Source organism: Enterococcus pallens ATCC BAA-351 (assembly GCF_000407485.1).
Taxonomy (GTDB): Bacteria; Bacillota; Bacilli; order Lactobacillales; family Enterococcaceae; genus Enterococcus_A; species Enterococcus_A pallens.
The window spans coordinates 87,545-111,563 of record NZ_ASWD01000002.1 but is presented as its reverse complement, the minus strand read 5'-3'; the positions used below and the strand labels follow the sequence as shown (position 1 = coordinate 111,563).

General features: G+C 41.6%; 22 protein-coding genes. 12 read left to right on the top strand and 10 right to left on the bottom strand.

The window, feature by feature from the left end; all coding sequences use genetic code 11:
• The first annotated feature begins 1 nt into the window (after position 1).
• The 3 genes from I588_RS07195 to I588_RS07185 all read left to right on the top strand — a co-directional run bounded on the left by I588_RS07195 (position 2) and on the right by I588_RS07185 (position 4,043).
• A complete protein-coding gene (locus I588_RS07195; protein WP_010755712.1) occupies positions 2–2,479 on the top strand; it encodes an ABC transporter permease in 2,478 nt (825 codons plus the stop codon).
• Between the two features lie 95 nt (positions 2,480–2,574).
• Entirely contained in the window at positions 2,575–3,294 is a 720-nt protein-coding gene (locus tag I588_RS07190; RefSeq protein WP_010755713.1) for a pseudouridine synthase, read from the top strand.
• Between the two features lie 44 nt (positions 3,295–3,338).
• Positions 3,339–4,043 (top strand): MgtC/SapB family protein, encoded by a 705-nt coding sequence (locus I588_RS07185; RefSeq protein WP_010755714.1) that lies wholly within the window; start codon positions 3,339–3,341, stop codon positions 4,041–4,043.
• Between the two features lie 48 nt (positions 4,044–4,091).
• Here the strand turns inward: I588_RS07185 and nrdF are convergent, their stop codons facing one another.
• The 3 genes from nrdF to nrdH all read right to left on the bottom strand — a co-directional run bounded on the left by nrdF (position 4,092) and on the right by nrdH (position 7,852).
• Positions 4,092–5,057 carry a class 1b ribonucleoside-diphosphate reductase subunit beta gene (gene nrdF, locus I588_RS07180; protein WP_010755715.1) on the bottom strand — a complete coding sequence of 322 codons (966 nt, stop codon included), beginning with the start codon at positions 5,055–5,057 and terminating at the stop codon, positions 4,092–4,094.
• 297 nt (positions 5,058–5,354) lie between these two features.
• The gene (nrdE, locus tag I588_RS07175) at positions 5,355–7,514 is read right to left on the bottom strand and encodes a class 1b ribonucleoside-diphosphate reductase subunit alpha (RefSeq protein ID WP_010755716.1); all 2,160 of its coding nucleotides are present in this window, start codon (positions 7,512–7,514) and stop codon (positions 5,355–5,357) included.
• Between the two features lie 119 nt (positions 7,515–7,633).
• The gene (nrdH, locus tag I588_RS07170) at positions 7,634–7,852 is read right to left on the bottom strand and encodes a glutaredoxin-like protein NrdH (protein WP_010755717.1); all 219 of its coding nucleotides are present in this window, start codon (positions 7,850–7,852) and stop codon (positions 7,634–7,636) included.
• Between the two features lie 362 nt (positions 7,853–8,214).
• Here nrdH and I588_RS07165 point away from each other — a divergent pair, with 362 nt between their 5' ends.
• Genes I588_RS07165 through I588_RS07155 form a run of 4 tightly spaced genes read left to right on the top strand, consistent with a single transcriptional unit; the run spans position 8,215 to position 11,309 of the window.
• Positions 8,215–8,685 carry a FeoA family protein gene (locus I588_RS07165; RefSeq protein ID WP_010755718.1) on the top strand — a complete coding sequence of 157 codons (471 nt, stop codon included), beginning with the start codon at positions 8,215–8,217 and terminating at the stop codon, positions 8,683–8,685.
• Entirely contained in the window at positions 8,686–10,851 is a 2,166-nt protein-coding gene (feoB, locus tag I588_RS07160) for a ferrous iron transport protein B (RefSeq protein ID WP_010755719.1), read from the top strand.
• Complete coding sequence (locus I588_RS27250) at positions 10,839–10,970, top strand: FeoB-associated Cys-rich membrane protein (RefSeq protein WP_139243993.1); 132 nt, start codon at positions 10,839–10,841, stop codon at positions 10,968–10,970. Before feoB ends, I588_RS27250 begins: the two co-directional genes overlap by 13 nt.
• Positions 10,971–10,973: 3 nt before the next feature.
• Entirely contained in the window at positions 10,974–11,309 is a 336-nt protein-coding gene (locus I588_RS07155; protein WP_139243994.1) for a hypothetical protein, read from the top strand.
• Here I588_RS07155 and I588_RS07150 read toward each other — a convergent pair.
• Positions 11,306–12,088 (bottom strand): MerR family transcriptional regulator, encoded by a 783-nt coding sequence (locus I588_RS07150; protein ID WP_010755721.1) that lies wholly within the window; start codon positions 12,086–12,088, stop codon positions 11,306–11,308. The two genes, I588_RS07155 and I588_RS07150, sit on opposite strands and share 4 nt — an antisense overlap.
• A 138-nt stretch (positions 12,089–12,226) precedes the next feature.
• Here I588_RS07150 and I588_RS07145 point away from each other — a divergent pair, with 138 nt between their 5' ends.
• Positions 12,227–13,561 (top strand): dihydrolipoyl dehydrogenase family protein, encoded by a 1,335-nt coding sequence (locus I588_RS07145; protein ID WP_010755722.1) that lies wholly within the window; start codon positions 12,227–12,229, stop codon positions 13,559–13,561.
• Positions 13,562–13,625: 64 nt separating this feature from the next.
• Positions 13,626–14,153, top strand: coding sequence for a signal peptidase I (gene lepB, locus I588_RS07140; RefSeq protein WP_010755723.1), 528 nt, complete (start codon positions 13,626–13,628; stop codon positions 14,151–14,153).
• Positions 14,154–14,205: 52 nt separating this feature from the next.
• Here lepB and I588_RS07135 read toward each other — a convergent pair whose 3' ends face one another.
• Complete coding sequence (locus I588_RS07135; protein ID WP_010755724.1) at positions 14,206–14,916, bottom strand: GntR family transcriptional regulator; 711 nt, start codon at positions 14,914–14,916, stop codon at positions 14,206–14,208.
• A gap of 126 nt (positions 14,917–15,042) precedes the next feature.
• On the opposite strand from I588_RS07135, the gene I588_RS07130 reads away from it, so the two are divergent.
• Positions 15,043–16,920, top strand: a complete 1,878-nt coding sequence (locus I588_RS07130) for a beta-glucoside-specific PTS transporter subunit IIABC (protein ID WP_010755725.1) — start codon at positions 15,043–15,045, stop codon at positions 16,918–16,920.
• A 12-nt stretch (positions 16,921–16,932) separates the two neighbouring features.
• Positions 16,933–18,363 carry a 6-phospho-beta-glucosidase gene (locus tag I588_RS07125; RefSeq protein WP_010755726.1) on the top strand — a complete coding sequence of 477 codons (1,431 nt, stop codon included), beginning with the start codon at positions 16,933–16,935 and terminating at the stop codon, positions 18,361–18,363.
• Here the strand turns inward: I588_RS07125 and I588_RS07120 are convergent.
• Positions 18,335–18,793: a hypothetical protein gene (locus tag I588_RS07120; protein ID WP_010755727.1), complete on the bottom strand. Its 459-nt coding sequence runs from the start codon at positions 18,791–18,793 to the stop codon at positions 18,335–18,337. The two genes, I588_RS07125 and I588_RS07120, sit on opposite strands and share 29 nt — an antisense overlap.
• A 99-nt stretch (positions 18,794–18,892) precedes the next feature.
• Here I588_RS07120 and I588_RS07115 point away from each other — a divergent pair, with 99 nt between their 5' ends.
• Positions 18,893–19,246 carry a winged helix-turn-helix transcriptional regulator gene (locus I588_RS07115; RefSeq protein WP_010755728.1) on the top strand — a complete coding sequence of 118 codons (354 nt, stop codon included), beginning with the start codon at positions 18,893–18,895 and terminating at the stop codon, positions 19,244–19,246.
• Positions 19,247–19,389: 143 nt separating this feature from the next.
• Here the strand turns inward: I588_RS07115 and leuD are convergent, their stop codons facing one another.
• Genes leuD through I588_RS07095 form a run of 4 tightly spaced genes read right to left on the bottom strand, consistent with a single transcriptional unit; the run spans position 19,390 to position 23,916 of the window.
• The gene (leuD, locus tag I588_RS07110; RefSeq protein WP_010755729.1) at positions 19,390–19,971 is read right to left on the bottom strand and encodes a 3-isopropylmalate dehydratase small subunit; all 582 of its coding nucleotides are present in this window, start codon (positions 19,969–19,971) and stop codon (positions 19,390–19,392) included.
• Positions 19,971–21,344: a 3-isopropylmalate dehydratase large subunit gene (gene leuC / locus I588_RS07105; protein WP_010755730.1), complete on the bottom strand. Its 1,374-nt coding sequence runs from the start codon at positions 21,342–21,344 to the stop codon at positions 19,971–19,973. Before leuC ends, leuD begins: the two co-directional genes overlap by 1 nt.
• A gap of 3 nt (positions 21,345–21,347) precedes the next feature.
• Entirely contained in the window at positions 21,348–22,397 is a 1,050-nt protein-coding gene (gene leuB, locus I588_RS07100; protein ID WP_010755731.1) for a 3-isopropylmalate dehydrogenase, read from the bottom strand.
• 4 nt (positions 22,398–22,401) lie between these two features.
• Positions 22,402–23,916 carry a 2-isopropylmalate synthase gene (locus tag I588_RS07095; protein WP_010755732.1) on the bottom strand — a complete coding sequence of 505 codons (1,515 nt, stop codon included), beginning with the start codon at positions 23,914–23,916 and terminating at the stop codon, positions 22,402–22,404.
• Positions 23,917–24,019 lie beyond the last annotated feature (103 nt).

Below are 24,019 nucleotides of genomic sequence, written 5' to 3'. Positions count from 1 at the left end.
AATGAAAATGGTTAATACGGTGGCTTGGGCGAATACGAAGTTCCATCGCAGAAAAAATATCTTGACAGGTGTGGCGATTATTCTGACGTCGGTTCTAGTATTTTTAATTGTTACCATCGGATTAGGCACAGTTAACACGCAAAATGCCGCAGTGAATAAAATTTTTCCTACTTGGCATACCATGTATCGAAGCGTTTCGGAAGAGAACAAGGATAAACTAGCTCAGCATGCAGCGATCGAAACGTATGGCCTGCGCCAGGATGTCGGACAAATCGGCTTGGACGAAGGCTCCGCTATCCTGCTTCATTTGGATGAGAACGCGCAACGCTTGAATAAAACCGCAATTGATGAGGGAAGAGCCCCTGAAAGTGGAAATGAAGCGGTTTTTTCGTTGACGATGTTAAAACAAATCGGCCATGATCAAGCAAAGCTGGGGGATGAACTAACTCTGCCTTTTCAACGCTATACAGAAGATGGGATGGGCTTGGCTGAACCGACAGCTTTCAAAATTGTTGGCCTAATGGATGATACACAGACAGCCAATGGGAATAATATGTACGCCATACTGGTTTCCAAAGAGTTCATGGAAGCTAACATTCCTTCAGACCAACGAGCTTATCGAATGATGATTCGTTTAGCCGCCGAGGAGTTTGCTACTACCGACGAAGTTGAAAAAGAAGCCAAAAAGATTGGTAAAAGCTTCAATGTTCTTGAAAGCGATGTGGTCATCAACCAGGAGTATCTATTTGCCAACTATGTTGATCCGGCTTTTTACAGTGGCATGATTATTGTTATTGGGATTATTTTAGTCGCTGGGGCCCTAACGATTTACAGTATTTACTACGTATCCTTAATAAGTAAGGTCCAGGAATTCGGCAAGCTGAAAGCATTGGGGGCAACGAAAAAGCAGGTTCATCAAATTGTATTGCGGGAAAATCTATTGGTTGCCTGCATTGCTATTCCCATTGGCTTGGTTATTGGAATGATCGCCACCAAGCTTTTCTTTGGCAGAATCGTCGGAATTTTACAAGAAGGGTCAGTTTTGACTACTACCATGCAGCAAATTGTTCGAGACAATGAGGTTCAATTAATTATTCCTTGGGTAATAGCTCTAACCATTGGCATTTCACTAGTGACGGTATTAGTGGCATCGTTAAAGCCTATGCGTTTAGCCAGCAAAATCATGCCGATTGAAGCCATGCGTTACACTGGGCAAAATGAATCTAAGCAGAAAAAGCGCAGCGGCTTTACGGAGCTGAATCTGGAACGTTTAACAGGCGCAAATTTAGCAAGAAATAAGAAACGAACCTTGATTACTATTGTTTCCTTGGGTTTAATCGGGATTTTATTCGTGGCGGTATCGACCGTCTTTAACTGTATGCAGCCGGAGGAAATTGCCCATCAGCTGATTGCTGAAGATTTTCGGCTGGGGCTGGAGACCTGGAGCGGAGATCAGATGAATCCAGAACGAGAATGGAGAAAGCTGCAGCAAAACAATCCGCTGACACCTGAGACCATTGCGGCGATCAGGCAGCTTCCTGGGGTCGAAAAAGTGGATACGCAGGAGATTATTAGTGGTGAATTGACTTCGATTAAGGAGGTTGACACAGGCGAGCCGCTAGCTGTCTCAATTGCGGGGATCAAAGAAAGCCAGATGAAGGAGATAACTAAGCATCTCGAAAAAGGCAGTGCAACCTATGAAAAGTTAACAGAAGGCAATTACTTAATCGCCGGCGGTTTTATGTTAAAAAACTATCCTGATTTAGAACTAGGTAAGCCCACAGAGGTAATCGTATTTGACGGAGACAAACGCTCCGTCGAAAAAATGACGATTATTGCTGCTGGCTACTTGCCTGAAAAAATCGTTCACAGCGCCAGCTTAATTGCTTCTGAAAAAACCGTTCGAGCGTTGTCTGACAATAATTTGATTAAGTTTGTGGATATTAAAGCCAATAGTCAGCAGCTGCCGGCAGTTAAAAAAGAGCTGGAGGCAATCAAGGGAGAAAGTGAATTTTATCAGCTGGAAAGCTATGAGGACCTTTTACGTACCTGGGAGTCGGCGACCTTGATGACCGTTGGTGCCGGCTATAGTATTCTTTTAGTACTAGCAGTAGTAGGTATTATGAATCTGGTAAACACGACCATTGACAGCATTCTAAGCCGTAAAAAAGAATTAGGTGTGATGCAGGCAATCGGCATGTCCAATAAGCAAATGCGGAAGATGCTGCAGCTGGAAAGTCTGTTTTATGCTGGCGGTATTATCTTGCTGTCGGTTGGAATTGGCAGTATTGCTGGTTATCTGATTTATCGCTATGCCGCAGCCAATGCGCTGATGCAAATTCAAAATTATTACTACCCCTTTGTTCAGGTCGGACTGCTTATTTTAGTAACAGTTGTTGTCCAGTTGCTTTTGACGATTGCTACGACCACAATCGTTAATAAAGAATCAGTCATTCAACGAATTCAAGCAGCTGAATAATTGTCATTAACCGATTATCATCCAAGATCGTCGGTTTTTTCTTTTGTGCCGGTCCTTTTCTGTGGCATAATGGAAAAAAACATAGGGAGAAAAACATGCGTTTAGATAAATTTTTAGCCGAGGCTGGATTAGGCAGCCGAAAAGAAGTCAAACAGCTGATAAAAAAAGGTCTAATTACAGTCAATGACCAAGTTGAAAAAAAGGACAAACTTCAGGTTGAGCCTGAAAAAGATCGAGTGGCTTATGCTGGGGAAGTCTTGAATTATCAAGAATATTACTATTATTTGCTACACAAACCAGCTGGAGTAGTTAGTGCCACTGAAGATAAAAAGGATCGTACAGTGCTGGATCTATTTGCGGCCCAAGATTATCGCAGTGATTTATTTCCTGTGGGACGTTTGGATAAGGATACTGAAGGCTTTCTTCTTATTACTAATGATGGTCAGTTGGCCCATGAATTGCTGTCACCGAAAAAGCATGTGGAAAAAGAGTATTTGGCACAGGTGGCGGGTGTGATGACAGCCACCGATCAACAGCGTTTTCATGAAGGCATTCCCATGGATGGCGCGTTAACTTTGCCAGCAGAGCTGATAATTGATGCAATCAATGAAGAGAAACAAACCTCAATCGTGCGAATTATTTTACAGGAGGGGAAATTTCATCAAGTGAAGCGGATGGTGAAAGCCTGCGGAAAAGAAGTGACGTATTTAAAACGTCTTCGCATGGGTGGACTCTCTTTACCGAATGATTTGGCAAAGGGTGCATACCGTGAACTAAGTAGAGCAGAATTGACGCAATTGAAGGGTTCTGAATAATTGTTCCTTCGCCGACGTGCTATACTTAACTAGAGGTGATCGGAATGGAAATGGATTTATCTATTACAGAGATTATGCTTCGTTTGCTGATTGCGATGGTTATGGGCGGAGCAATCGGTATCGAGCGAGAGTATCGCAATCGACCGGCAGGGATTCGCACTCATATTCTTGTTTGTATGGGGGCAACCATTATTGCTTTGATTCAAACCGAGATTGCCAGCAATTCCCTACGGTACGCCATCGAAAATCCTAACTTAGCAGGAGTCGTTCGTTCCGATGAAGCCCGCCTAATCGCACAAGTAGTTAGCGGTGTCGGCTTTTTAGGGGCGGGGACGATCATCGTGACCAATCGCTCGATTACGGGGTTGACTACAGCGGCTTCGATTTGGGCAGGTGCTGGGTTAGGCTTGGCAATTGGAATGGGGTATTACAATATTGCACTTGCCAGTTTTGTAGGAGTAATGCTGGCGTTAACAGTGGTAAAAAAAATCATCAAGGTTCATGCGGTTAAAAAGCTGGAAATACGCTTCATTCACCGAGAAGAAACCAAAGAATTCATCATGAACTATTTCGAAAGCAAAAAAATCGAAGTAGACAATGTCGATTTCAATGTTGACTTCCGCAATGATTACCGGATTTATACTAACGTATACACGATTGATCTGCCGAAGGGCTTATCCTACACAGATGTCATTGAGGATTTGTCCATGTACAAAAACATTACCAAGCTGCGATTGATTAATGTATAAAAAAACCTTTATGACTGCCGATTGTGCTTGCAGTCATAAAGGTTTTTTTTAATCCATCCCGATTAGGTAGTCATCGTCTTGCATCGCTTCTACTTGGCCTAACAGATAGCCATTTCCAACTTGGGAGAAGAAGTCGTGGTTGCTGGTACCGGTAGAGATACCGTTCATCACGATCGGATTTACATCATCAGCAGTGTCTGGGAACAGTGGGTCCATTCCCAAGTTCATCAAAGCTTTGTTGGCATTGTAGCGCAAGAAGGTTTTGACTTCTTCAGTCCAGCCAATTTCATCGTACAATTCTTCTGTATAACGTTCTTCGTTTTCGTACAATTCATACAATAAATCGTACATCCATTCCTTCAAGCGTTCTTGTTCTTCCTGCGGCTGCTCGTTGAAGCCACGTTGGAACTTGTAGCCAATATAGGTGCCATGAACAGATTCGTCGCGAATGATCAATTTGATAATTTCCGCTACGTTAGCCAACTTGTTGTTGCCTAAATAATATAGCGGAGTATAGAAACCAGAGTAGAATAGGAAGGTTTCTAAAAAGACACTAGCGATTTTTTTCTCAAGCGGGGTGCCGTTTTTATAAATTTCATTCACACGTTCTGCTTTCTTTTGCAAATAAACATTGGTGTTGGTCCATTCAAAGATCTCGTCAATTTCTGCCTTCGTATTTAATGTACTGAAAATAGAAGAATAGCTTTTAGCATGAACAGACTCCATAAATTGGATATTATTCAGAACAGCTTCTTCATGGGGAGTACGTACATCCGCACGTAATTGTTCCATGCCACTTTCTGATTGAACCGTATCTAAAAGTGTTAAGCCGCCAAAAACGTAACCAACCACTTTTTTCTCTAAATCAGACAGCTTGCGCCAGTCATCCAAGTCATTGGATAAAGGAATCCGAGTATCCAACCAAAATTGCTCAGTCAGCTTTTCCCAGGTTGATTTATCAATGACATCTTCAATTTCATTCCAGTTAATGGCTTTGTAATAAGTTTCTGCCATGTAGTTTCCTCCTTGATCTTGCTTTACTACTGTTAAACATCACGAACCGAGATAGATTCGTGATGTTTGTTCTTGTCGTTCTTCTGTGCAGAGATAGGTGCTTAGTCTTTTGTATAGTGATAAGTTTGGGACTGGCGGCTAACTCCTGAACATGGAAATAATTTTTCTTTGGAAAAATTAGTCTGATTGTCGTACGCATACCATCCTGCTAGACAGTATGAGTCTATAATAGATGAAATATTCATGTCTGATGTTCACAATTGTTAAACTGTGAAAAGCAGGACTGGCAACTGGCAATTAAATCACACAGCTTTCACATTGGTTTGAGCCGATTTCTTCGGCATCCTCAGTGAAGGTACGAACGTAATAAATGGATTTGCAGCCTTTGTAGAAGGCGTAGTTCCGTAAAATATTCAAGTCACGGGTGGTTTGTTTGGTTTCATTCTTCCATTCGTACAAGCCTCGTGGGATTTCTGAACGCATAAACAAGGTTAAGCTCATGCCTTGGTCAATGTGTTGTTGCGCCGTTGCGTAAACATCGATCACTTTCCGCATATCCATATCGTAAGCAGAAGTGTAGTAAGGCAAAGTCTCATTATTCAAGTAAGGAGCTGGATAGTAAATTTTACCAATTTTCTTTTCTTGACGTTCTTCAATTAAGCGAGTGATTGGGTGCAAGCTGGCACTTGTATCATTGATGTATGAAATTGAACCATTTGGAGCGACAGCTAAACGGTTTTGGTGATACAAGCCGTCTTCTTGAATCGCTTCTTTCAGTGCTTGCCAATCTTCTTTGGTTGGAACAAAAATGTCCTTGAAAATTTCTTTGACTTTATCCGTTTTAGGCAAGAATTCATTCGTCAAATATTTGTCGAAATAAGTTCCATCGGCATATTTTGATTTTTCAAAATTATGGAAAACTTGTTTGCGTTCTTTGGCAATTTGGTTGCTTTCCATTAAGGTCCAGTAGTTTAATAAGGTAAAGTAAATATTAGTGAAATCAATTGATTCCTCAGAACCATAAACCATTAAGTTTTTCGCAAAGAAGCTGTGCAAGCCCATCGCACCTAAACCGATTGTGTGGTTCAAGCTATTGCCATTTTGAATCGAAGGAACGACGTCGATGTTTGAAGCATCGGTAATATAAGTTAAACCACGAACCATGGTACGAACAGATTGACCAAAATCTGGGCTGTCCATCAGGTTGACAATATTGGTTGAGCCTAAGTTACATGAAATATCTGTTCCTAATTCATCGTATTCTTGACGATCGTTAATTACTGAAGGTGTTTGCACCTGCAGAATTTCGGAACAAAGATTACTCATGACGATTTTTCCATCAATAGGGTTCGCTTTATTAGCTGTATCAATATTGATAATATATGGATAACCTGATTCCTGCTGCAGTTTAGATAGTTCATTTTCTAAATCGCGGGCGCGGATTTTTTTCTTGCGAATATTTGGGTTCGCCACTAGGTTGTCATACTCTTTAGTAATATCAACGTAAGAATAAGGAACACCATATTCACGCTCAACACCATAAGGACTAAACAAGTACATATCCTCGTTTTTACGAGCCAATTCATAAAATTTATCTGGCACAGTGACACCTAAGGATAAGGTTTTAACCCGAATTTTTTCGTCAGCATTTTCCTTTTTAGCAGACAAGAATACTTCAATGTCTGGATGGAAAACATCTAAGTAAACGACACCAGCACCTTGACGTTGGCCTAACTGATTGGAGTAAGAAAAACTATCTTCAAATAATTTCATTACGGGAACAACACCGCTGGCAGCTCCATCGTATCCTTTAATTGGCGCACCGGCTTCACGCAAGTTTGACAGGTTGATTCCAACACCGCCACCAATTCGTGACAGCTGTAAGGCTGAATTTACCGAACGGCCGATGCTGTTCATGTCATCAGTTACTTGGATCAAGAAACAAGAAACCAATTCACCGCGACGTTTGCGACCAGCATTCAAGAAGGACGGAGTCGCTGGCTGATAGCGTTGATGAATCATTTCATCAGCTAGACGTAAGGCTAATTCCTCATCGCCGTTGGCAAAGTACAAAGCATTGTAAGCCACACGATCTTCATAAGTTTCCAAGTATTCAGTGCCTTCGTTGTTCTTTAAGGCATACTGTGAATAAAACTTGTAAGCAGCCATAAAGGATTTGAAGGTGAAATTTTGCTCATCTAAAAAGGTAAATAAACGATCAATAAATTCTGGCGAGTACTTAGCAATAAATTCTTCTTCTAAATAATCATGCTCTACTAGATAAGCAATTTTTTCTTGGGTGCTGGCAAATTTGCGGGTATTTGGTTCTGCGTTTTCTTTAAAAAAGGCTTCTAACGCTTCCTTGTCTTTGTTTAAGGGGATTTGTCCATTAACTGGACGATTGATTTCATTGTTTAGTTTAAAGTAGCTTACGTCTCCTAAGTCTTTCAGGCTCATATCGTCACTTCTTTCCTTATTCATAGTTTTGGACTAATTCTTCCAGCTGAAAAATTAGTCCATTAGTGTAGAGCTATAATAGAAGAAACTTTGCAATCCTTCGACTGCAAAGCTCCAGGTTAAGCTAAGGCTTTTAGTTGATCAGGTCTGAAACCGATAATGGCTGATTGACCACCGAAAACGACAGGAACACTTTGAAAACCTTGGTTTTTCAAGAAATCTAGTGCTTCAGGCTCGTTGTCAATATTCACTTCTTCAAAGGGAATACTATTATCTGATAAATAACGTTTTGTCATTTTGCATTGCATGCAGTTGTTTTTTGAATATACTTTAACCATAAGAAGGCCTCCTTTTTCTTTACATTCTCTAGTATAAAAGATATAGAAGAAAAGTCAATTACAAGATACTACATATTGTGCTGCAAGAAAGCACATGCACAATAGTTTGTGTTTTTTGGAAAATGGTGAAAACACACCATTACACAGATTTTAGCGGTTTTAAAGAAAGAACAATGTTAGTCAACGTTTTTTTTAGCAAATAAAAAAAGTTAGAATAACTTTTTTGACCAAAATCCAACTATAGAATCAGCGATTTGTCAACTGAAATGCTCAAGAATTTATTGACTTCTCATGGCAATCACTGTATTCTAAATGAGAAAGATTATCATTATTAATGAGAGCGAAAAGCGGGTGGAGGAGCCATGACTACATTAGCAGAAATGCCGTTAAATCAGGTGGTACAAATTGAAGCCATTCAATTAAATAGTGAATTAAAACGCCACATGCAGGATTTGGGAATGACAGTAGGAACAAAGGTAGCTGTAGTAAATCATTCCGGAGACAATAGTATTGTTTTATTACACAATACCCGCGTGGCTTTAGACGAGTCTTTATTAATGAATATTCTCGTGAAAGAGATAACAGAAGATCAGCAGGCCTGGTCTTCATTAGATCAATTAGCTATTGGTGAAGAAGGTCAGATCGTCAATGTTCATGGCAGTGGTGCGGTGAAGCGTCGCTTGATGGATATGGGGTTGACGAAAGGAACTAAGGTGAAGGTTGTGAAGCTGGCACCTTTAGGCGATCCAATGGAAATTCGGGTTCGCGGATATGAATTAAGCTTGAGAAAAAGTGAATCAGAGATGGTTGTTGTAGCCAAGGAGGCGGAATAGATGGCAGAATTGCATATTGCTTTGGCCGGTAATCCCAATAGTGGAAAGACTAGTACCTTTAATGTACTGACTGGAACCAATCAATTTGTTGGGAATTGGCCGGGGGTAACCGTTGAACGTAAAGAAGGAAAGTACAAGAAACAGCATGACATAATTATTGATGATCTGCCTGGGATCTATTCATTGTCGCCTTATTCTCCAGAAGAGGTAGTAGCTCGCGATTATTTGTTATCAGATATCCCGGATGTCATTTTGAATATTATTGATGGTACGAATTTAGAACGCAATTTGTATTTGACTACGCAATTGATTGAGACCGGAATTCCGGTAGTTGTTGCAGTCAACATGATGGATTTGATCAAAAAAGAGGACAAACAAATCAATTTGGAAAAATTGTCTTATGCGCTTGGTGTTCCGGTTATAGGTATTAGTGCGTTGAAAAATTGGGGTGTCGATAAAGCGGTGGAGCAAGCGATCGAACTAGCGAAAAAAGGCTCTCCTGAAGAAGCCAACTATCCTCATTATGACAAGCGAGTAGAAGCCGCCCTTAGTGAAATTGTCTCAGTCTTAGGCAACACGGTTTTAGAAAAATATAGCCGTTGGTACAGTGTAAAGCTGTTTGAAAGAGATGTACGTGCACAAGAGCAGCTGAGCTTAAGCAATATCCAGCAAAAAGAAATTGAAGAGACCATCAAAATTACTGAAAAAATCATTGGCGATGATGCAGAAACCATCATTATTAATGAGCGCTATGAGTTTATTACCAATTTGCGAACACTCTGTATTGTTGATCATAATGAATTTAAATTATCTGTTTCGGATAAAATAGACCGTGTGGTTACCAATCGATTTTTGGCTTTGCCAATTTTTGCCCTTGTCATGTGGCTCGTTTACTATATTTCGATTCAAACCATTGGGGTAATGGGGACTGACTGGGTAAATGACGTCCTATTTGGTGAAGCAGTACCGAATTTTGTTGGCAATGCTTTGGCTTCATGGAATGTGGCCGAGTGGATGCAAAGCTTAATTTTAGATGGAATTATTGCAGGTGTTGGAGCAGTGTTAGGCTTCTTGCCGCAATTAATGGTTCTCTTCTTCTGTTTGGCTTTGTTGGAAGACTGCGGCTACATGGCGCGGATTGCCTTCGTTATGGACCGAATTTTCCGCAAGTTTGGTTTGTCAGGGAAATCTTTTATTCCGATGCTGATTGCGACAGGCTGTGGAGTGCCTGGGGTAATGGCCAGCCGAACGATTGAAAATGAAAAAGATCGTCGTATGACTGCGATGTTAACAACCTTTATGCCTTGTTCCGCAAAATTACCAATTATTGCTCTAGTGGCAGGCGCGTTCTTCCCTAACAGCAGCTGGGTTGCGCCGTCAGCATATTTTGTTGGCATGGGTGCGATTGTCTTATCTGGGATTGCCTTAAAGAAAACTAAGCTGTTTGCTGGCGATCCAGCACCCTTCATTATGGAGCTGCCGCTGTATCATATGCCTAGAATTGGCAATACCTTACGCTACACCTATGACCATAGCAAATCCTTTATAAAACGGGCTGGAACGATTATCTTTGTTTCTAGTATCATTATCTGGTTTATTTCCAGCTACGACTTCTCACTGCAATCAGTGGATGAGAACGACAGCATCTTAGCTTTCTTAGGTGGGTTAATTGCTCCAATTTTTGCACCTTTAGGCTGGGGTGACTGGCGCGGTGCCGTAGCGGCGATTACGGGCTTGGTAGCCAAGGAAAATGTTATTGGCACCTTTGGTATTTTGTATCGTCATGCTGAAGTAGCGGAGGATGGTGTGGAAATTTGGCAGGCCCTAAGAGCAGCCTACACACCAGTTGCCGGCTATTCCTTTTTAGTATTCAACTTGCTGTGTGCACCGTGCTTTGCGGCAATCGGTGCGATTCATCGGGAGATGGGCGATACGAAGTGGACCTTGCGAGCAATTGCTTATCAATGTGGTTTGGCTTATGTAGTCAGCTTTATTATTTATCAAATCGGCCACGTTATCTTTGAGGGTGGAACGATTGGCCTAGGTTTAGTTCTGGCGATAGCTTTAATCATCGTCATGCTATACTTCTTAGTAAGAAAACCTGCAAAACGTACGCCAACTGTTACGATTGAACACATCAAAGAGGTGAAAGAATGGCAACCATAGTTTTATCTATTTTGATTTTTGGCAGTGCCGGTGTGATCGTCTACCGGAAAATAAAAAACGGCAGTTCTTGTGAAGAATGCGACTGCAGCTGCCCAGTAAAACATGAACAGGAAAAATAGAGAATGAACCCGCAGAGAAAAGAATCTTCTGCGGGTTTTTGGCGATTATTATATAATAGAAGAAAAAGGAGAGAGTTGATTCAGATGTTTGCTAAAAAAGAGATCTGGTACATCAAGCTATGCCTAACGCTGCTTATGCTGGCGGCGATTGTCCTAATGCCGACATTCGTTTACTCATTTTGGCGCGGGATGCTGATTGTTGGCTCTTATCTACTACTGTCAATTCTGAATTATTATGCAGAAGAGAACAGGGGTTGCTTCAAAGAGCGTCGAGACAATCTGCTATTTGATCTGATCATGATTTTTATCCTGTTTTTAGTTCTTTGCTATGCCTTCTAATCAATCGGCAAATAAATCAATACTTCATTTTTATCAGCAGCCGTAGTGTTAGGATCTGTTAAATACAGCTCCATTGTTGGCCCAACTACTTGATAGCCCTGCTGCTCCACCCATTGGCCTAATTGCTGATAGGCCTCCGTCAGTCCCTGATAGTTACCAGCATAATAAAGCTTCGCCGCCCTAACCGAAGGCAAGCTTCGTGTTCTTGGGCTAACTTCTGGCACTGGTATAGCAAATTCCATGTCATAGCTTTCAGGATTATATTCAGGGCTGTGGTAAATAAACAGCGGTGCTCCTATGGGTTCGAAAGGTTCTTTGCTGATAGCTTCAAACACCTCATTAATTAATTCTCCAGCATGCTTCACGTTGATGACCTTACGGATAGAAAAAATTGTTAATTCTGGGGTAGCGGCTACTTCAATGTTCTCCTGATGAGCCATAAATAGATTTCCCTCAGATAGAGCTGTCAGATCCTTGTCCAGCAAATCCGTCAAAGAAGCATAGCTGTTTAGCTTCGCGTCAATTTCAGCCTGCTTTTTCTTCAGCAGCGGCTTCAGTAACTGATTGTCCTGGAGAACTTCTTTAATTTCATTTAATGAACATTCGTATTTGCGCAGTTTTTGAATTAGAAAGACGGTCGCCATCTGATGACTTTGGTAATAACGATAACCGTTATTTGGATCGATAATCGCGGGCTTCAGTAAATCGATTTCGTCGTAATAGCGCAGTGTTTTGGTAGTCACTTGGGCAATTTTCGAGAATTGACTAATTGTTAGCATACATTTCCTCGTTTCTATTGGTCCATTTCTGTCAACGAAGGGGCCAAAAAATTCCTGCTTCTATTATATCATGAGCAAAAGCGCAGTTTTGTTAGGAAATCAATGGTAAGATTAAAAGAAAAGCGAAGGAGCGGTTTGATGGATTTTGATGTATTATTTCTAGGCAGTGGACAGGGCGCATGGAATGGGGCCATTCCAATGGCGAAAGCGGGATTAAAGGTTGGCGTAATTGAAGAAGGTCTATTTGGCGGTGTCTGTACCAATCGCGGCTGTAACGCAAAAATTACGTTGGATCGACCAGTGGAGCTTTTGCGCCAGGTGGAGCATCTGCAGGGTCGAGGGTTTGACAGTCTGCCAGCCTTGAATTGGCACGATTTAATGGCTCATAAGCATGAAGTCATTGACAGTCTGGCTGAGAGCAACAAGCAGAAGCTGGAAAATGCTGGCGTGAAAACGATTATCGGTCATGGAACCTTTGTCGACAGCCATACAATTGAAGTGGCAGATACAAACTATACTGCGGAAAAAGTTGTCATTGTCAGTGGTCGTTTACCACATCGTTTGAATATTCCTGGTAGTGAGTTATTCCATGATAGTACAGATTTTCTTGTGATGGAAGAGATGCCTGAACGTATGACGCTGATCGGTGGCGGATATATTGCAATGGAATTTGCGACGATTGCCAATGCTTTTGGCAGTGATGTGACCGTCATTTTGCGAGGAACCAAAATTTTACGCGATTTCCATCAGCCCTATGTTCAAGAAGTCGTAAACGATCTAAAACGTCGCGGCGTAAAATTCCAAATGAAGGTTACGTTGGAAGCTGCTGAACAAACTGAAAATGGCATTGTCCTGCATGGGAAAGAAGGCTACCAGCATACGACTGATTACGTTATCGATGCCACTGGAAGAGTACCTCAAACCGAGAATATGAACTTCGAAGGCATTGGTCTGGAATTTGATGCAGTAAAAGGCATTCCCGTGAACGAGTATTTAGAAACGAATCTTCCAGGTGTTTATGCAACCGGGGATATTTTAGACAAGAAGCAGCCGAAAATTACGCCAGTAGCTGCCTATGAGTCACAATATTTGGCGCATTTATTTGCGGGAGACACCAATCAGCCGATTGTTTATCCACCAATTGCTTACAATGTCTTTACCTCACCACGAATCGCTACGGCAGGTATAACAGTAGAGGAGGCAGAGCAATCACCTGAGAAGTATAAGATTACTGCGGTGGATTATGCTGGAAAAGATTGGTTCCATCAAGTCGGAAATGACGAGATTAATAAAATCACTTTTGTCTATGATAAAGATGACTACATGGTTGGGGTAACGAATGTTGGGAACGATGCAGTGGAAACGGTGGATGGATTACTGGACGTAATGAATTCCAAGCTGAAAGCGCCTGACCAGGAAGAATTGATTTATATTTTTCCAAGTATTGCTCATTCCTATATGAAGTACATTTAAAAACAACTGTTTTTTATAAATCTTTCTTGCTATAATAAAGAAAAGATATTTAGGAGGTTGTTGTTTGAAGAAAGAACCTTGGATTAAGGTATCAGATATTGTATTTTTTGTCTGTGCGATGGTGACCATGCTGCTAGCCCGTCATTTTGTCTTTACCCCGATTGAAGTCATTGGTGCTTCAATGAATCCAACCCTGCAAGACAGCGAGCGCTTGTTTGGCTTGAAAATGGGAGAAATTAAGCGTTTGGATGTTGTCTCCTTTGCGGCACCAGATGTTGAGGATAAGGATTATATCAAGCGAGTAATTGGTCTGCCAGGAGAAGAAGTCATGTATGCGAATGATCAATTGTATATTGATGGCGAGAAAATTGATGAGCCTTACTTAGCTGAGAATAAAAAAGCTCTTCCTGAAGGAGTGCTGTTAACAGACAACTTTGTTTATACAGTTCCTGAGGGCACTTATTTTGTCATGGGGGACAACCGTCAGAACTCCAAAGATAGTCGAATGCTGGGAGCAATAGACGAAAAAGAAATTTTCGCCAATGCCAAAGTCGTCTTTTGGCCAATCAATAAAATAGGCACTGTGGATTAAGACAAAGCAGCAAATCGAGGATTTGCTGCTTTTTTTGCGTTCAAACGAAAAACTAATGATTCAAATTACTGCTTTGAACGAAAAATTGCGAGTGTTCATAATGGTAAGTAGTTCGGGAAAAGTCAAAAGGCACACCGGAGGACAAATAAAACAGTTCTTCGATGAGCAATGCGGGATCGCCAACCGGTAAGCCCAGTAACTCACTACTTTCTTGATTTACTTTAACCACGTGCAAATATTTATCTGAGAAGCCAATACTCAATTTCAAAGCAGTTTCTAAATAATTGAAAATCGAGCCGCCAACAATTTCCAAATTTAAAAAGGTTACAATGTCCATTTTGAAAAAAGATTCCTCGATGCAAAGCACTTGTCCGTTAACATAGCGAATTCGTTTTACTCGATAAACTTCCTCATTTTCCTTACATAATAAATTTTCGCGCACTTCCAGATCAGGAACAATCTTCTCCAACGAAAGGACCTTCGCTGTAATATCAAAATGATCCAAGTTCGTCGTAAAGCCTTGATTTTCGATCATGTTGATATAGCCTAAACGACTACGGCGACGGACAAAAACGCCACTGCCTTGAATCTGATAAATAGCTCCCCGACCTTCAAGAATATTTAACGCCTTCACGATCGTACTTTTACTGACCCCATATTTATTGATTAATTCATCAAACTTTGGCAACTTGGTTCCTTGTGCTAAATCATTATCAACAATAGTCCGTTCAATATCCGCTGCGATTTCCATATATTTCAGCATATCGTTTCCCCTTTGTGTTGTTCTCGCTAGTATCATACCACAGTTCAAAAAAATTATACAGGTCTTGACAAATTGTGCATTCACAATTATTATGTGTAGGTACAATAAAAAGAAAGAGGTTGAAAAATGAGTAAAGTCAGAGATTATTCTAAATTAGCCCAAGATATTTTAGATATCATCGGTGCAGATAAGATTGCAAACGTTACCCGGTGTGCAACCCGGCTGCGTTTAGTTTTGACAGAAGTGCCAGCAGGAGCTAAGGAGAAAATTTCACAATTACCTGGAGTAATTTCGGTAGTGATTAATAATGGACAATTTCAGATCGTGATTGGTACCCATGTAGGGGATGTATATGATGCGTTTACCAAGCTGGTAAATGTTGATACAAGTTCAGAAGTTGAAGAACCTAAAGGAAGTATTCTCAATCGCGTTATTGCCACTATGTCTGCAGTATTTGCACCTTTTATTTATGTATTGGCAGCAGCGGGGATTTTACAGGGCGCACTTATTCTTATTAATTTAGCTTTCCCAGCCTTTTCAACCACCGATACGTATCGTGTGTTCAGCTTCATTTCTTGGGCACCGTTTACTTTCCTGCCGATTTTCATTGCGATTACGGCATCGAAGCATTTTAAGGTAAATATGTATATTGCGGTAGCCTGTGCGATGGCTTTAGTATCGCCAGATTGGGCAACGATGGCTGCTGAGATTGCCGGCGGACAAAGTTTAGCATTCTTCGGTATTCCTTTGACTGAGACTACCTATACATCATCAGTTTTACCACCGCTTATCTTAGTGTGGTTACTGTCTTATGTAGAAAAAGGGATCGAAAAGATCTTGCCAGATGTGGTTAAACCATTATTTACACCCTTGTTGTGCCTAGTAATCATGGTGCCATTAACGATTTTAGTTTTAGGACCAGCTTCAGCGATTACCGCAACAGCAATTGCTAACGGGTATAATTTCTTAGTGTCAGTTGCACCACCATTGGCTGGCGCGATCATCGGCGGTTTTTGGCAGGTAGTCGTAATCTTCGGTGTTCACTGGGGGGTAACGCCGATGGTTTTGGCAAACTTTGACATGTATGGACGCGATTCTTTTCAAGCTTTCCAAACAATTGCCGTAGTTGCTCAAGTAGGAGCTGTGCTAGGTGTCTTCCTGAAGGCGAAAAGTAAAGAACTGAAGAATGTTTCGCTTTCAGCTTTTATTACTGGGATTTTCGGAATTACTGAGCCAGCTATTTATGGTGTAACATTGCGTTTCAAAAAACCATTTATCTTTGGTTGTCTCTCAGGAGGAATTGGCGCAATCGTTGCTAGTTTCTTCCAGCCTTATTACTTTGCTTATGCGGGTCTGCCAGGCTTATTAACGATTGTTAATGGAATTGACAGCAGTGTACCAACCTCATTTATCGGAATTGTGATTGGCTGTGTAATTGCGATTGCAGGACCAGTAGTACTGATTCAAATTTTCGGTTTTGGAGAAACCATCGAAGAAGATGCCAAAATGAGTCAAGAAATCGAAAAAGATGCAGCTGTTCCAGGGTCATTAGTGTCTCATTTTATCAGCTCACCGCTAGAAGGCGAAGCCATTAGTTTGAATGAAGTACCCGATGAAGTATTTGCTAGTGGAGCGATGGGTTCAGGAATTGCGATTCAACCTACCAGCAACAAAGTTTATGCGCCGTTTGATGGTATTGTAACCAGCTTGTTTGCTTCAAAACATGCGATCGGTTTAACTTCTGATGAAGGGGTAGAAGTATTGATCCATGTAGGATTAGATACTGTGAACCTAGAAGGCAAACCGTTTACCTGTTTAGTTGCGCAGGACCAAAAGGTGAAAAAAGGCGACGTATTGATGGAAATTGATTTAGCAGCTATTGAACAAGCTGGCTATTCGACAATCACACCAATCATTGTGACCAATACCTTAACCTATGATTCAGTGGAAGAAGAAAAATTGGGTACAGTTTGCCCGGACGATGCAGTTTTAAAAATTAATTAGGAGGACAACAAAATGAACGACAACTTTTTATGGGGCGGCGCTTTAGCCGCTCACCAATTCGAAGGTGGATGGGATGCAGATGGCAAAGGTCCTAGTGTGATTGATGTTATGACCGCTGGCGCTCATGGTGTACCACGGGAAATTACAGCAACCATCGAAGCTGATAAATTTTATCCGAACCATGAAGCGATTGATTTCTACCATCGCTATAAAGAAGATGTAAAACTTTTTGCTGAAATGGGTTTAAAATGTCTGCGAACTTCGATTGCCTGGACTCGCATTTTCCCAAATGGTGATGAAGAAACACCTAACGAAGCAGGCTTGCAATTTTACGATGATTTATTTGATGAGCTATTGGCTCATAATATTGAACCTGTAATTACATTATCTCACTTTGAAATGCCTTTGCATTTAGCTCGTGAGTACGGCGGTTTCCGTAACCGTAAAGTGATTGACTTCTTTGAAAAGTTTGCAGTGACTTGTTTTGATCGTTACAAGGATAAAGTAAAATACTGGATGACCTTTAATGAAATCAACAATCAAATGGATACTAATAATCCCATTTTCTTATGGACTAACTCCGGAGTATTGGTTGAAGAAGGCGAAAACGAAAAAGAAGTGATGTACCAAGTGGCTCATAACGAATTAGTTGCCAGCGCCAAAGCGGTCATTGCCGGTAAGAAAATTAATCCTGAATTTGAAATTGGCTGTATGGTTTCGCATGTACCAATTTATCCTTATTCATGTAATCCTGCTGACATTATGGCTGCTGAGGAAGCAATGCATCAGCGTTTCTTCTTTGCAGATGTCCATGTTCGCGGATATTACCCAACTTACGCGCTAAAAGAATTCGAACGGGAAGGCTACCAAATAGATATTCGCGAGGAAGATTTAGCAGTCTTAAAAGAAGGAACAGTCGACTACATCGGCTTCAGCTATTACATGTCCACCGTTGTAAAGGCTGACGTGAGCAATGATAACTTAGGCAATGTAGTTAATGGTGGTTTACCAAACGGTGTGGAAAATCCGTATATCGAAAGCAGTGACTGGGGATGGGCAATTGATCCTGAAGGCTTGCGTTATACTATGAATCGTTTGTATGATCGTTATCAATTACCCTTGTTCATCGTAGAAAACGGCTTTGGTGCAATTGATCAGGTAGAAGAAGATCATTCCATTCATGATCAAAATCGGATTGACTATTTAACTAAACATATCGAAGCCTTGAAAAAAGCCGTTGATTATGATGGTGTTGAATTAATGGGCTATACGCCTTGGGGCATCATTGATTTGGTTTCTTTTACTACTGGTGAAATGAAAAAACGCTACGGCATGATCTATGTCGATCGCGACAATGAAGGTAATGGAACCATGGAACGTTACAAAAAAGATTCCTTTGATTGGTACAAACAGGTCATTGAATCAAACGGCGAAAAACTATAAACAATTTTATAGGATGGGACCTTCTAGGAGGGTTCCATTTTTTTAAAGTTAAAAATAAAACACCGATACTGAGGATAAAGGTGATTAGACAAAAGGGAGTCATTACTAGACGCTCTTTTTTACTATTCGTTAAAAAGGCATTCGAGAAAATCGCAAAAAGCAGAAAGACCGTTACTGCAATAATTACCCATCGGTCCAGGTGCTCCAGCCTAGACAAACTGATAAATCCTCCATAATTCAGATAGCAAATGCCAACACTGATCCAAACAATCAAGAATAGCATACTGAGTATTCTCATAGAATAAGGTAGTACCGTCTGCTTACCTCCCAGTACATATTCACCTAATGGAAATCCAACAATTAATAATAGATGCAGTAGTGCATTGGCGAAGAAACCAAGTGCTGCAATTAAACAAAAACACTCCAACATAGATGTTTTTCTCCCTTATTGTTTTTTTCAGTATATAATAGGAAAAAAACTTACACAATTACGCACAAATAAGTAAGATACTAACTAGGAGGTAAGCAAGTGGAAGAAAATAAAGATTACTGTATCGTAGCAGATTATGGATTTGAAAAGCTGGAAAAAATCTTATCCATCATTGGCGGCAAGTGGAAAATCCAACTAATCTATCATTTGGGACAAAAGCATACGCTGCGTTACGGAGAATTGAAACGGCTTTTACCAGCGATTAGTCACAAAATACTCTCAGCTCAATTAAAGGATTTGGAAAAAAGTGGATTAGTTCAACGTATCGAGTATCCTGAAATTCCAGCGCGAGTAGAATATCAGTTAACGAGATCTGGTATAGAATTGATGCCAATTTACGAAGCTGTAAATAAGTGGTGCGAAGAAAACGGCGAAGTGTTTATGACAGAATAGATGATTTAAACAGAGATGTTTTCCCAAAAAACTTTCGAGCTGTTCTTAAAATCATCGTGATCGTAGCTATCTTAATTATTAAATCGATTGCAGTGCATGCAAAAAAACAGGACGCATCCATACGATGGGTCCTGTTGCTGTATTTAATAGTTAGGCATTTTTTCTTCGTAAGCCGTAATCGCCGCTTCATGCTCCAAGGTAATGGCAATGTCATCCAAGCCCTTGACCAGTTTGTCCTTCCAGGTTGCATCAATAGGAAATTCATAACGAGCATTTGGTGTGACAATCGTTTGATTCGGCAAATCAATCGTTACTTCAGCATCCGCTGGCAGTTCACTTAGTTCTTTACGGACATCGGCGGGCATGCGGATCGGCAGCAAACCATTTTTCAAAGCGTTCATATAAAAAATATCGCTATAGCTGCCAGCAATGACTGCATGGAAGCCGTAATCCTGCAAAGCCCAAGCTGCGTGCTCACGTGAAGAACCTGAACCGAAGTTTTCACCTGAAACGAGAATCGTCGCCGTTTGACGTTCTGGCGCGTTTAAAATGAAATCTGGATTCGGTGAACGATCCTCCAAGTAACGCCATTCATCAAACAAGTGCTTGCCGAAGCCCTTTTTATCTACTTGTTTTAAAAAGTTTTTAGGAATAATTTGATCGGTATCAATATTATCCTGCATAAAAGGAACGGTGGTTCCAGTATAAACCGTAAATTTTTCCATTAGATTGCCTCCTTGCGAATGTCAACAAAGGTTCCGTTTAGCGCAGCCAATGCCGCCATTGCTGGACTACACAGATGGGTCCGCGCATCTTTTCCTTGCCGTCCTTTGAAATTGCGGTTTGAGGTTGATGCACAGTGAACGCCTGGTGGTACACGGTCAGGGTTCATGCCTAGGCACATCGAGCAGCCTGGTTCACGCCATTCAAAGCCGGCATCTTTAAAAATTTTGTCCAAGCCGATTTTTTCAGCCGCTTTACGTACAGGTCGAGAGCCGGGAACCACGATTGCTGTAACATTTTCATTCACCTTTTTACCTTCGATCATGCGAGCAGCTTCCTGCAGATCAGATAGGCGCCCGTTGGTACAAGAACCAATAAAGACATAGCCGATGTTGATGTCGGTTGGTTTTTGACCAGGTTTCAAGTCCATATATTCATAGGCCTTTTTGTATTCTTCTGTTTCAGGCTCTGGGAAGGTACCATCCACTGGCACACCCATCTCCGGATTGGTTCCCCAAGTTACAAATGGTACCAATTCATTTGCATCCAAAGTTAGGATCGTATCGTATTTCGCATCTTCATCGGTATACAATTCTTTCCAGTCGTTAATCGCGGCTTCCATATTCTTCGGTGCATATTCGCGCCCTTCAACATAAGCAAACGTTTTTTCATCCGGCGCAATCAAGCCGATTTTTGCTCCGCCTTCGATTGACATATTACAAATTGTCATGCGCTCTTCCATCGATAGAGAACGAATAGTATCGCCATAAAATTCCGCAGCGTAGCCTACACCAAAGTCAGTGCCATATTTGGCAATCAAAGCTAAGATAATATCCTTGGCGTATACACCTTTAGGAAGTTCACCAGTCACTTTAACGCCCATGTTTTTCGGTTTGTTTTGCCACAAGCATTGTGTTGCAAAAACGTGCTCCACTTCACTAGTCCCAATCCCAAAAGCCAGAGCTCCAAAAGCGCCATGAGTAGCCGTATGGGAATCGCCGCAGACAATCGTTTTTCCTGGCTGAGTCAATCCAGTTTCAGGACCAACCATGTGGACGATTCCTTGACGATCACTGCCATTATCACAAAGAGTAACGCCAAATTCCTCGCAATTTTCTCGCAAGGTATCGATTTGTTTTTTTGCTACTAGATCGGTAAAATTGAAAATATCAACTGTCGGTGTATTGTGATCCATTGTTGCAAAGGTACGCTCAGGACGACGCAATTTCCGACCGGCCTCGCGAATTCCAGCGAAGGCCTGAGGTGAAGTTACCTCGTGAATCAAATGCAGATCAATATAAAGCAGTTGGGGTGCGCCTTCTTCGCCTTGCACCACGTGGCGGTTCCATAGTTTATCAAAAAGTGTTTGTGCCATTGGTTATGCTCCCTTCATTTCTGTTAGTACAGCTTGAGTAAATTCTTCAGTTGAAGCATTCCCGCCTAAGTCGCCAGTGAAAATGCCTTTTTTTAAGATTGCATCGCAAGCTGCTTCAATTGCTTGTGCAGCTTTTTCTTCATTAAATGATTGACGCAGCATTAAGGCCACTGACAAAATCATCGAAATTGGATTGGCAATGCCTTTGCCAGCGATATCTGGGGCTGAACCATGAATTGGTTCATAAAGTGATGGCCCCTCAGAACTATGACTGGCACTTGGTAGTACACCCAGCGAACCAGGTAATACGGAAGCTTCATCACTTAAAATGTCGCCGAATAAGTTTTCAGTAACAATAACGTCAAAGCTGCTTGGAGCTTGAATCAGCTTCATAGCCGCCGAATCGACATATTGATGTTCTAAGGTACAATCTGGGTAATCCTTCGCCACTTCTTCAGCAACTGAACGCCATAATTTGCTGGTAGCCAACACATTGGCCTTGTCTACAGAGGTAACTTTTTTGCCGCGGGTTTGAGCAATTTCAAAGCCTTTGCGCAAAATCCGTTCGATTTCAAATTTTTGGTAGCGGTTGGTGTCGTAAGCTTCCTCAACTCCCAGCTCTCTAGGTTCTCCGAAATAGATACCGCTAGTCAATTCACGAACGATAACCAAATCTGTGCCATTAATAATCTCTGGTTTTAAAGGAGACAGGTGAAGCAAAGCTTCAGAAACAGTAACTGGTCGGATGTTGGCAAAAAGATTTAATGCTTTACGTAAAGCCAGCAAGCCTTTTTCCGGTGTTTCTGGTCCTTTTTCCCACTTAGGTCCGCCAATTGCTCCTAATAAAATGGCATCGGCTTCTTCACAAGCCTTTAAGGTAGCTTCTGGTAAAGGCTGTCCGGTTAAATCAATCGCAGCTCCGCCGAAAGGCTGTTCTGCAATCTCAAAGGGTTCTCCAGTTAACGCTTCGGCCGCTGCTAAAACCTGCAGGCCGCTGTTCATAATTTCTGGTCCGATGCCGTCACCGGCTAAAGCTACAATTTTTTTCGTCATTTCCTTACTCCTGTTCTTTCATTTGATTACTCGCCTGGATGTACGCTTTAGCTGAAGCCTGCAATACATCAAAATCAATACCGATCCCACGGAAGTCTTGCTTGGTTGTTGGATCATGTAAGGTTACACGAACCTCAGCCTGAGCATCCTCGCCGCCGGTAATGGCTTGAATTTCATATTCGGATAGTTCTGGTTTTTGCTGGAACAGCTCATCAATCGAATTATAAATGGCCTGGATACTTCCTGAGCCGATCGTAGAAGCTACTTTGGTTTCACCAGCTTCATTGATAATCGAAACGATCGCACCTTGATAACCGCCTGAGCTGTATTGAACTTGCACGTTCGCCAGCTTGCAGCGTTCGCTTTCTTCCCGCGACTGATCCGTCAACAAAGCAATCAAATCCTGATCTGTAATTTGTTTCTTCTTGTCAGCCAAATCCTTAAAACGCTTGAAGGCTGTTTTAATTTCTTCATCCGTCAACTGATAGCCTAGTTCTTCTATTTTTGTTACAAAAGCATGGCGCCCTGACAGCTTGCCCAACGGCAGTGAGTTTTGACTGACACCCACCAAAGTCGGTGTGATAATCTCATAGGTTTCTGGATTCTTCAAAACACCATCCTGATGAATTCCAGATTCATGCGCATAGGCATTGTCGCCGATGATTGCTTTGTTTCTAGGAACCGGAATCCCTGATAACCTTGACACAAGATCACTGGTGCGTTTGGTTTCGTTCAGCACAATATTTGATTCGCAGTTGTAGAAATCTTTGCGAATATGCAGCGCCAAAGCCACCTCTTCCAATGCTGTATTGCCGGCCCGTTCACCAATACCGTTGATGGCACCCTCTACCCGATTTGCACCATTTTCAATGGCTGCTAGAGCGTTGGCAGTGGCCATCCCCAAATCGTCATGACAATGTGAAGAGAAGGTGATTTCCTGGTCGCTTTTAATATGTTCAATCAAGTATTTGAAAATACCGCCGTATTCGGTTGGGTTGGAATAACCAACTGTGTCAGGTACGTTGATAATTGTAGCACCAGCATCAATTGCTGTTTGAACAGCTTCCAGCAGGAAATCTCGATCTGTCCGAGAAGCATCCTCCGGTGAGAATTGTACCTTTTCAAAAAGCGTCCGAGCATAGCCGACATGTTCTTTAATAGAAGCAAGTACTTCCTCTCTGGTCATTTTTAATTTATATTCCATGTGCACATTGCTGGTGGCTAGGAAGGTGTGAATTTGAGGATCTACGGCATCCTTCAGGGCTTCATACGCCCGATCGATGTCTTTTTTCTGGCAGCGAGCCAGACCTACAACAGTCATGCGCTTTGCATTTTCAGCAATTGCCTTAACTGCTTCGAAGTCTCCTTGAGAGGCAATCGGAAAGCCGGCTTCGATTACATCAATGCCCCATTTTTCCAGCTGCATCGCAATTTGAATTTTTTCCTTGGTATTAAAATTTACGCCGGGGGTCTGTTCACCATCACGCAGGGTGGTATCAAAAAATTGAATCTTTCTCATTTTCATCCGCTCCTCTTAACAAAAAATAGGTATAAAAAAAGCATCCCATCTAAGAAGAACCATTTTTCTTCTCGATGCAATGCGAATAGGGACTCTCTTTTAA